Consider the following 8364-nt stretch of genomic DNA (forward strand, 5'->3'; position numbering starts at 1 on the left):
CCTATCTAATATTATCCAACACTATTTCTAACTTTATTATGACACAAAACCTTCCGGGACCTGGTCCCTGAACTTTTTGTCAGGGACCAGACCGCGCACAATTTTGTGAACGACATTCAATTAATTTTTTTGTTTCTACTACATTTTAACTTTAGTTCGCTAATGTGATAGTGTAATAAAGGTATAATTAGTAGTCTACATTGGATTCTCCATATCGTCAACCTAAATTAACTAGTTTTATATGTATTTGGGCTTCGTCTTGTTCATCAATGCTTGGACTAAAAAAATGGAACATCATTCCTTCTTATATACATGCAAAAGAAAAAACACCAAGATCATTGTGTTGTCTCCTTGGCGTTTCTCTTTTCTTGTACAAGTTGTTCTTTCGTTCTTATTACTTGCATCGGATTTCCCCCAACAAAATATCCCGCGGGAACATCTTTATGAACAAGGGTACCAGCGGATACAATCGCCCCATCACCTATTTCAACTCCAGGAAGAATAGTGGAGTTAGCGCCGATCATCACATTACTTCCTATGTGAACCTCTCCTATACGATATTCTTTAATTAAGTATTCGTGGGCTAGGATTGTTGAATTGAAACCAATGATCGTATTCTTTCCGATCGTTATTTTTTCAGGAAACATAATATCCATTACAACCATTAGTGCTACAGCAGTCTTATCTCCGACTTTCATCCGTAAAAAAGTTCGATAAAGCCAATTTTTGACGCCTAAAAATGGGGTGTATCTCGCTATGAGAATCACGATCACATTTTTTAAGACCTTCCAAAAAGACACGGTTCGATATATCTGCCATAAGGAATTTGCTCCCTTAACTGGATAACGAGTTGTCCGCCTCATAATGGTTTCACTCCTATCTTTTTGTTTACCCTGAAAATACGTGTATTAAGCTATATAGTAATTCTAACTTTGTTTGCTTTTATTCATTCGCTACTGCCCACTACCTTTCCTTTGGGGAGCTGGCAAGCCTCCTCGAGCACAAGCGCTCTGCGGGGTCTTGCCTCTGCTCTTCTTCCCACTGTAGTTCCGTGTGCATTCGCTCATTACATATATTGTAGATGCTACTAAAATATTCGGTAAGATTTTCTCATCCAAAGTGTTAGTTTTTACTTGAAGAAAGTTAAAGCAAAGGAATTGTCTTATTTGCTTACTCCAAGATAGTCTAATAAATCTGGCATTGATTCTAATAAAATATCTGGTTCGTACGATTCCATATATTCACGCCCTTGAATACTCCATGCAACACCTGCAGTTTTTGTACCTGCATTTTTCCCACCTAAAATATCGTGTTTGCTGTCACCAACCATCAGCGTATTTGCAGGATTTGCTCCTAACGCTTTCATTGCTTTTTCTAGCGGCTCAGGATGTGGCTTATAGTTAACAACTTCGTCTAAAGATATGACAACGTTGAAGAACTTGTCCATCCCCATAAGCTTCATACCTTTCATTGCAGTATCACGACGCTTCGTTGTAACGATTGCCATTTTATAGTTGTTCTTTTCGAGCGCTTCTAACGTTTCAATTACACCTTCATACTCTTTAACCAACTCATCATGTTTCTCATGGTTAAAAGCTCGGTATGTTTTTGTCATCTCCTCTACTTTCGAAGGATCTAAGTTTATAAACGTTTCGGAAAGAGGAGGCCCAATAAACGAGATAACATCCTTTCGCGTATACTCACCAGGATAATACGTTTCCATCGTATGTAAAAAGGAATCTAAAATTAAATCAATCGTGTTGATAAGCGTACCATCTAAATCAAACAAAATCGTATCAATACCCTGAAGTTCATTTATTTTTTTATTTACCATTTGAATAACTCAACTCCTTATAATATTCCGGTCCCTAATATTCCGGTCCCTGGTCCCTGAACTTTTTGTGAAATAGACACACAATTATCAGGTCCCTGGTCCCTGAATTTTTGACCGCCGAACGTTTTGTGAACTGTCACATAATTGCCCAGTCCCAGACCACCGAACGTTTTGTGAACTTATGATGTTTTTTCTTTTTGTATTTCTTCTGCTACAATCCCCTGCGACGCACCATCTTTATCTTTCTCTATTTTCTTCCATATTACTGCTACGGTTATTGTTAATACAATGGCAGTAACCAACCTTATAAGTAATAACGGCCACAGCGGAATGCCTAGCGGTGCAAATAATAACGTGTCTTCAATAACTGCGTGGCATGCTACTAAGAAGATCATGACTAAGTAGATGTCCTTTTTACTTACTCCATCCTCTTTCACAGCTTGAATCATTACACCTGCTCCGTACGCTAAACCAAACACTAGTCCAGCCGCCAATGTTGTTGAAGTATTTTCGCGAATACCAAGCACCCTAGTAAAAGGAGACATCCACTTGGAGAATATATTCAACCACTTCAAGTCTTTCATTACTTGAATAAACACCATAATCGGGATAACAATAAGCGCCAATTGGAAGATACCTAATAAAGCACTTTCTACTCCTTGAAAAATAATTGCGCCCCAACCTGACACTTCTTCTCCGCTTGAAGAAGGAACGAAACCATACTTTGCAACCTCTCCTCCACCTTGCCAGAAAATATGAATCAACCACGCGGAAAATAATGCTAATCCAATTCTTACAAGCAAAACGATCCATATTTTCACACCAACTTGTTTTGCAACCGCAGACTCCACAAATAAGTTATGTGAGAACGAAAGCATAACAGCTAGTATAAAAACTTGCTTTACTGTTAAATCCATCGTTAGTATTGCCCCTATAGCAGCATACAAATTTAGGACATTCCCCAAAACAAGAGGAATCGCCGCTTCTCCCGATAAACCAATATAGCCCATGAATGGCGATAACACCTGAATTATCCACCCCATAAGCGGTGTATGACTAAGTATCGTAACGATCAATGTAATAGGAAATATGATCTTCCCTAACGTCCAAGTGGTTTGAAGGCCCACCTTTAGTCCTTGCTTTAATGTCTTCACCATCGAAACGGCACCTCCAGTTTAACTCCATACTAGTCATTATTTGCGAAAAATAAGGTGTAGTCAAGATTAGACTATCGAAATTTCTATAAGTAGATATTGTTATTTTTTTAGAAGGTGCAAGACTTCAGCAAGAAAAGCAACTATTTCGAACAAAATAAACTACAAAGTTTCAAATCAACAACCAAAAACCACCTCTAAGCAATACTACTGACTTAAAGGTGGCTACAACATGAATTATTTCTTTTTTTTCTTTTTACTATTGGAAGATTTTTTATTAGAAGAACTCTTATTCTTCCCTTTGATAGGCTCATCATCATCATCTAAATATCGTTTATCGGCAAGACCATTTTTACGACGATACACAAGAAGGATAATCCCACCAACAACCGTAATAATGGATACTACTTGAGCAGTCTTCAAAACTCCGAAAATGAGTAAATAATCTGTACGTAAGCCTTCAATCACAAAACGACCTACAGAATACCATATCGCATACGTAATAAACATTTCCCCACGACGTAAATTCACACGACGAAGTAGCAGAAGAATGACAACCCCAAGTATATTCCACAACGATTCATATAAAAACGTAGGGGCATAATAAGCATATGTACCATTATCGTAAATGTACATTTGATTAATAATAAACTCTGGAAGCATCATATTTTCCAAAAAGCTACGGGAAACTTCATTTCCGTAAACCTCTTGATTCATGAAATTTCCCCAACGGCCGACGGCTTGGCCCAGTAAAATACTTGGAGCAGCTATGTCTGCAATTTTCCAGAAAGAAATACCACGTTTTTTCGCAAAAAAGTAAGCGACTAAAACAGATGCAATTAAAGCACCGTGGATCGCTAGACCTCCTTCAGTAATAGCAAAAACTTTAATAGGATTATCCGCATAATGTTCCCATCGGAATATAACATAGTATAGACGAGCACCCACGATTGCAGCTGGAAGCGCAAATAATAACAAATCTGCAAACATGTCCTTGGGTAAACCTCGCTTCTTCGCTTCATGGTTTGCAAGCAAATAGGCTAAAAAAGCACCTAAACCGATTAAAAGTCCGTACCAGTAAACTTCAATTATTCCTAAATCCAATGCAACTGGATTTAATGGTTGTGGCTGAATTACACTGAGCAACTTAAACATCGAAAACACCTCGTTTTTCATATGTAGCTAGAATGATAAAAATCAAGGGGCAGCAAATGCCGCCGCCCCTAATTACTGTACCATATTTTTTTCTAAAACAAGCGAAATAAGCATTTGCATTACAGCTTGTTATTTCTATTGTCTCATATCTTCTTGAAGAAAATATGAAGTTTCTGTAAAACAACTATTAAAAATCGTCGCGATCTCCATCTTCCATTACGTTCGTTAACTGTTCCGAAAATTGTTGTGCTGCATTGATTCCCATACGTTTCAAACGGAAGTTCATTGCAGCCACTTCAATAATAACTGCTAAGTTACGTCCAGGGCGAACAGGAATTGTAATCTTTGTTATTTCCGTATCAAAAATTTGGATTTTATCCTCATCCAGACCTAAGCGATCATACTGCTTCTTTTGATCCCACAATTCTAAATGAATTGATAATCCAATTCTTTTAAAATTACGTACAGAACCTGCGCCAAACAAAGTCATAACATTGATAATGCCTAGCCCTCTTATTTCTAACAAATGACGAATGAGTTCGGGAGCTTGTCCAACTAATACACCATCGTGCTCTTGACGAATTTCTACAGAATCATCCGCAACAAGGCGATGCCCACGGCGAACAAGGTCCAAGGCAGTCTCACTTTTCCCTACTCCACTGGAACCTGTAATCATAACTCCAATTCCATAAATATCAACGAGAACACCATGAATTGCAGTCATTGGCGCTAATTGACCTTCTAAAAAGTTTGTAAGCTGTGATATTAATCGAGTTGTCGTATAATGAGACCGTAATACTGGTACTCCCACTTTATTTGCAGCCTCAAGCAAAAATTTAGGTATTTCCATACCTCGTGACAAAATAATTGCAGGAGTATCGTATGTACAGAGTCTTTCAATGCGATCTACCTTATCTTCATCAGATAAAGTCTCATAAAATGAAACTTCCGTCTTTCCAAGTAACTGAATACGTTTTGCAGGATAGTACGTGAAAAATCCTGCCATTTCCATACCTGGTCTTGATAAGTCACTAGTAGTTATAGGGCGAAACGCAACATCTTCTTCATTATTTAATAATTCAAATCCAAACTCTTCTATTAAATTCTTAGCTGTTACCTTTACCATTTGAAAAACTAGACCTCCTTTTATGTAAAACAAAAAAATAAATAAAACTAATTAATGTTAGTTTTGAAGTATGATAAATAATAACGGTTGCCTTACCTTTGTGAAAATAAATGTCTTGTTTTGTAGACAACACTCTCATTTTATCATACCCAATCTATCGTCCATACAATTATTTTTCTTATAAAAAGATATATTTCATTGCCATAAAAAGAAAAAAAGATGACCTGAAGGGAAGTTATCCTTCAAATCACCTTATAATCGCATATGTTTTACAAAACACAATTATCTTTTTGTAACGGGATCCACAATGAACGAGTGAATGAGTGAATTCAATATAGCAAATACGATAGCTCCTAAAATGGCTGTTCCAAACCCATCTATAATGAAAGTTGAACCCATTATAAAGGATGTTATCCATAATGCTATAGCATTTATCACAAATAGAAACAACCCTAAACTCAAAATCGTAATTGGTAGTGTGAAGAGTATTAACATTGGCTTAACGATAACATTTACAGCGGCCAATATAAAGCTAGCAAGTAACGCTGTACCGAATCCAGCAACCTCGAATCCTGAAAAAAAGTGTGAAATGATTAACAATACTGCTGCATTAACAACTAATTGAATAAGCCAACTCATCGGTTATCAAACTTCCGTCTCATTTGGTATCACCATAACTCCAATGATATATCCTAAAACGACTGGAAAACCAACCGTCGCAAAAAATAAAATAACTAACAGGATTCGAACAATTGTTGGATCAATATTTAAATAGTGACCCAATCCACCGCAGACACCCGCTAACTTTCGGTCATGAACTGCACGATATAGCCGTTTCATACTAAACGACTCTCCTTTCAAACTCATTTATTTTGCTTCAAACACTAATTTCGAACATGGATAGAACCAGTTGTTGCCTCTGCTTCAACATAGAAAGAAGCTTTTCCTTCTTTATTAGATAAGAACGACATTTGCTTACTAGCAAATTCTTTCTTTTCTTCAATAATTGAAAGTTCGGGAAGGTCACAATGAATGCTACCCACAGTAGACTTTAGCTCCCCTTCTGTTTTTACATCCTTAGGAACAACTACAATAATACTCCCCGTCGTTGTTTTAATATATGCACGACTTTCAACGGTATCCGCTAATGTATATTTAATAGAACCGTTTAATGTTTCTGCATCAAGCTTCCCTTTTAGAGCATTCACACTAATCGTTCCATTCACTGTTTTTGTATCGCAATTTTCAACATCTAATTTACCAATAGTGATACTGCCATTCACCGTTTCAAAAAGCCCACTTACTGCTAATACATCATCAAAACTTATGCGTCCATTGACGGTCTTGACTTCGATTTTTTCAACGTCCACCGTATCTCCGATAATTCTTCCGTTAAATGCATATAGCTTTACTTTTTCTAAATACTCTTTAGGAACATAGATTATCGTATTTACCTTCATCGTTTTTCGTGGGGAGTGTAAACGAAGCTTTCGATCTGATACTTCAAACGTCACTTCGTCTAAGAAAGCATTGCGTGCTTCTTCTGAATCTCGAACTTTGTATACTTTTACATTACACTCCACTCTTACATCACGCTCTTCCCAAGGCTTAAACGTAACACTTCCATTTTCAAGAGATACGTCTACTACCTCAATCGCGCTATCACGATGTTGAAAAATATGTTCTATTTCTATTGATGATCCGAAATTAAAATCTAAATCAAACTCCTTAATTTTTTGAACAGCTTCTTCTATAAATTCTGTAAATTTTGTCGCAAATGATGATGTTCTTGGCTCTGACTTATATCGATAATCAGCTCCCTTTTCCCATTCCACATCCGTAGAAACAGATCGTTCAGACGATTTTTTTTCATACTCTACATCAGATGTTCCCTTTTTATCATCCTTTAAAGCATTAAGTAACTGTAATCCTTCTTCAGCAGAAATCTTTCCATCTTCAATCATCTTTAAAATCATTTTACGTTCTTCTTGCATTTGATATTTCCCCCTTCAAAATAGGATACACCGTACCCGAGATTTATATGATTTGTATAACAGAGCAGTTCCATTATCTTTTTAGTACTATAATTTACGACAAGAACCACAAAAAGTTTCATTTATAGTTATAGCTTACACGGAAAAAGCAACAATGAATACAGACGGGAGACTGTAAATAACTAAGACCTAAGACCGATCTATAGATAATATATCTCGGAAGTGCGTTAACTTCTTGTTCTTTTCTAAAAGTCTATGGTCTCATAACTGTATATAACTAGTGCATCATAAACGCTTCATAATTGCAGAACTTGTCTTTAAAAATGGGGTGGGGTCATCATAAAGCTCTCATGGTGACGCAACTTTCATTAAGTTCAGGAGTTCGGGATCATGAACGCTTCATGGTTACCGAACTTGCTTTTCAAAACGCAGTTCGGTAATCATAGGGCTTGTATGGTTACCCAACTTCCTTTTATTTCAACAGTTGGGGCATCATGAACACTTTATTGTAACTGAATTTCTTTTCAAAACGGGGTTGGGTAATCATGGGGTTCTTTTGGTTACTTTGCCCCCTCGTTTAAGCCTGCGAAGGTCACCAATAACGTCTTTTGATTACTTTCATTCCTCGTTTATGCGTGCGAAAGTAACCAATAACATCTTTTGGTTACTTTCCTTCCTGCTTTAAGCTCGCGAATGTCACCAATATCGCCTTTTGATTACTTTGCTCCATGGTTTAAGCGTACGAAGGTCACCAATAACGTCTTTTGATTACTTTGCTCCATGTTTAAGCGTACGAAGGTCACCAATAACGTCTTTTGATTACTTTGCTCCATGGTTTAAGCGTACGAAGGTCACCAATAACGTCTTTTGGTTACTTTGCTTCCTTGTTTATGCCTGCGAAAGTAACCAATACAGTTCTTTAATTTCTCTGCTTCCCAGTTTGAGTCTAATAAGGTAACCAAAACGGTTCTTTAGTTACTTTACCCCTTGTTTTCCTCAACTTTCTTGGTTCCCCTGCTCTTCGCATCCAACTCTTGTATGTATACAAATTAAAGTACCTTCAGCACCAATTAAAAACCAAAATAAAAAGCCACTCTCGAT

General features: G+C 37.0%; 8 protein-coding genes. All 8 read right to left on the bottom strand.

Translation table 11 applies throughout. The features are described 5' to 3' along the window. Positions 1-335 precede the first annotated feature (335 nt). Positions 336-863: an acyltransferase gene (locus ACERII_RS19890; RefSeq protein WP_373644643.1), complete on the bottom strand. Its 528-nt coding sequence runs from the start codon at positions 861-863 to the stop codon at positions 336-338. A 299-nt stretch (positions 864-1162) separates the two neighbouring features. Next, the gene (gene ppaX, locus ACERII_RS19895; RefSeq protein ID WP_373644644.1) at positions 1163-1834 is read right to left on the bottom strand and encodes a pyrophosphatase PpaX; all 672 of its coding nucleotides are present in this window, start codon (positions 1832-1834) and stop codon (positions 1163-1165) included. 179 nt (positions 1835-2013) lie between these two features. Beyond that, positions 2014-2991, bottom strand: a complete 978-nt coding sequence (locus tag ACERII_RS19900; RefSeq protein ID WP_373644645.1) for a nucleoside recognition domain-containing protein — start codon at positions 2989-2991, stop codon at positions 2014-2016. Positions 2992-3225: 234 nt separating this feature from the next. Next, a complete protein-coding gene (gene lgt / locus ACERII_RS19905) occupies positions 3226-4143 on the bottom strand; it encodes a prolipoprotein diacylglyceryl transferase (protein ID WP_373644646.1) in 918 nt (305 codons plus the stop codon). Positions 4144-4330: 187 nt separating this feature from the next. After that, positions 4331-5269 carry an HPr(Ser) kinase/phosphatase gene (gene hprK, locus ACERII_RS19910; RefSeq protein ID WP_373644647.1) on the bottom strand — a complete coding sequence of 313 codons (939 nt, stop codon included), beginning with the start codon at positions 5267-5269 and terminating at the stop codon, positions 4331-4333. A 282-nt stretch (positions 5270-5551) separates the two neighbouring features. Further along, a complete protein-coding gene (locus tag ACERII_RS19915) occupies positions 5552-5908 on the bottom strand; it encodes a phage holin family protein (protein WP_373644649.1) in 357 nt (118 codons plus the stop codon). 6 nt (positions 5909-5914) lie between these two features. Next, positions 5915-6109: a PspC domain-containing protein gene (locus ACERII_RS19920; protein WP_373644650.1), complete on the bottom strand. Its 195-nt coding sequence runs from the start codon at positions 6107-6109 to the stop codon at positions 5915-5917. 44 nt (positions 6110-6153) lie between these two features. Further along, positions 6154-7263: a DUF4097 family beta strand repeat-containing protein gene (locus tag ACERII_RS19925; protein ID WP_373644652.1), complete on the bottom strand. Its 1110-nt coding sequence runs from the start codon at positions 7261-7263 to the stop codon at positions 6154-6156. Positions 7264-8364: the final 1101 nt, after the last annotated feature.

The organism is Evansella sp. AB-rgal1, from assembly GCF_041820985.1.
GTDB lineage: Bacteria > Bacillota > Bacilli > Bacillales > Salisediminibacteriaceae > Evansella.

What these genes read in the sequence shown, in the direction of transcription:
- ACERII_RS19890 (WP_373644643.1), bottom strand. Translation starts at nt 863, where the DNA reads ATGAGGCGGACAACTCGTTATCCAGTTAAGGGAGCAAATTCCTTATGG.
- ppaX (WP_373644644.1), bottom strand. Translation starts at nt 1,834, where the DNA reads ATGGTAAATAAAAAAATAAATGAACTTCAGGGTATTGATACGATTTTG.
- ACERII_RS19900 (WP_373644645.1), bottom strand. Translation starts at nt 2,991, where the DNA reads ATGGTGAAGACATTAAAGCAAGGACTAAAGGTGGGCCTTCAAACCACT.
- lgt (WP_373644646.1), bottom strand. Translation starts at nt 4,143, where the DNA reads ATGTTTAAGTTGCTCAGTGTAATTCAGCCACAACCATTAAATCCAGTT.
- hprK (WP_373644647.1), bottom strand. Translation starts at nt 5,269, where the DNA reads ATGGTAAAGGTAACAGCTAAGAATTTAATAGAAGAGTTTGGATTTGAA.
- ACERII_RS19915 (WP_373644649.1), bottom strand. Translation starts at nt 5,908, where the DNA reads ATGAGTTGGCTTATTCAATTAGTTGTTAATGCAGCAGTATTGTTAATC.
- ACERII_RS19920 (WP_373644650.1), bottom strand. Translation starts at nt 6,109, where the DNA reads ATGAAACGGCTATATCGTGCAGTTCATGACCGAAAGTTAGCGGGTGTC.
- ACERII_RS19925 (WP_373644652.1), bottom strand. Translation starts at nt 7,263, where the DNA reads ATGCAAGAAGAACGTAAAATGATTTTAAAGATGATTGAAGATGGAAAG.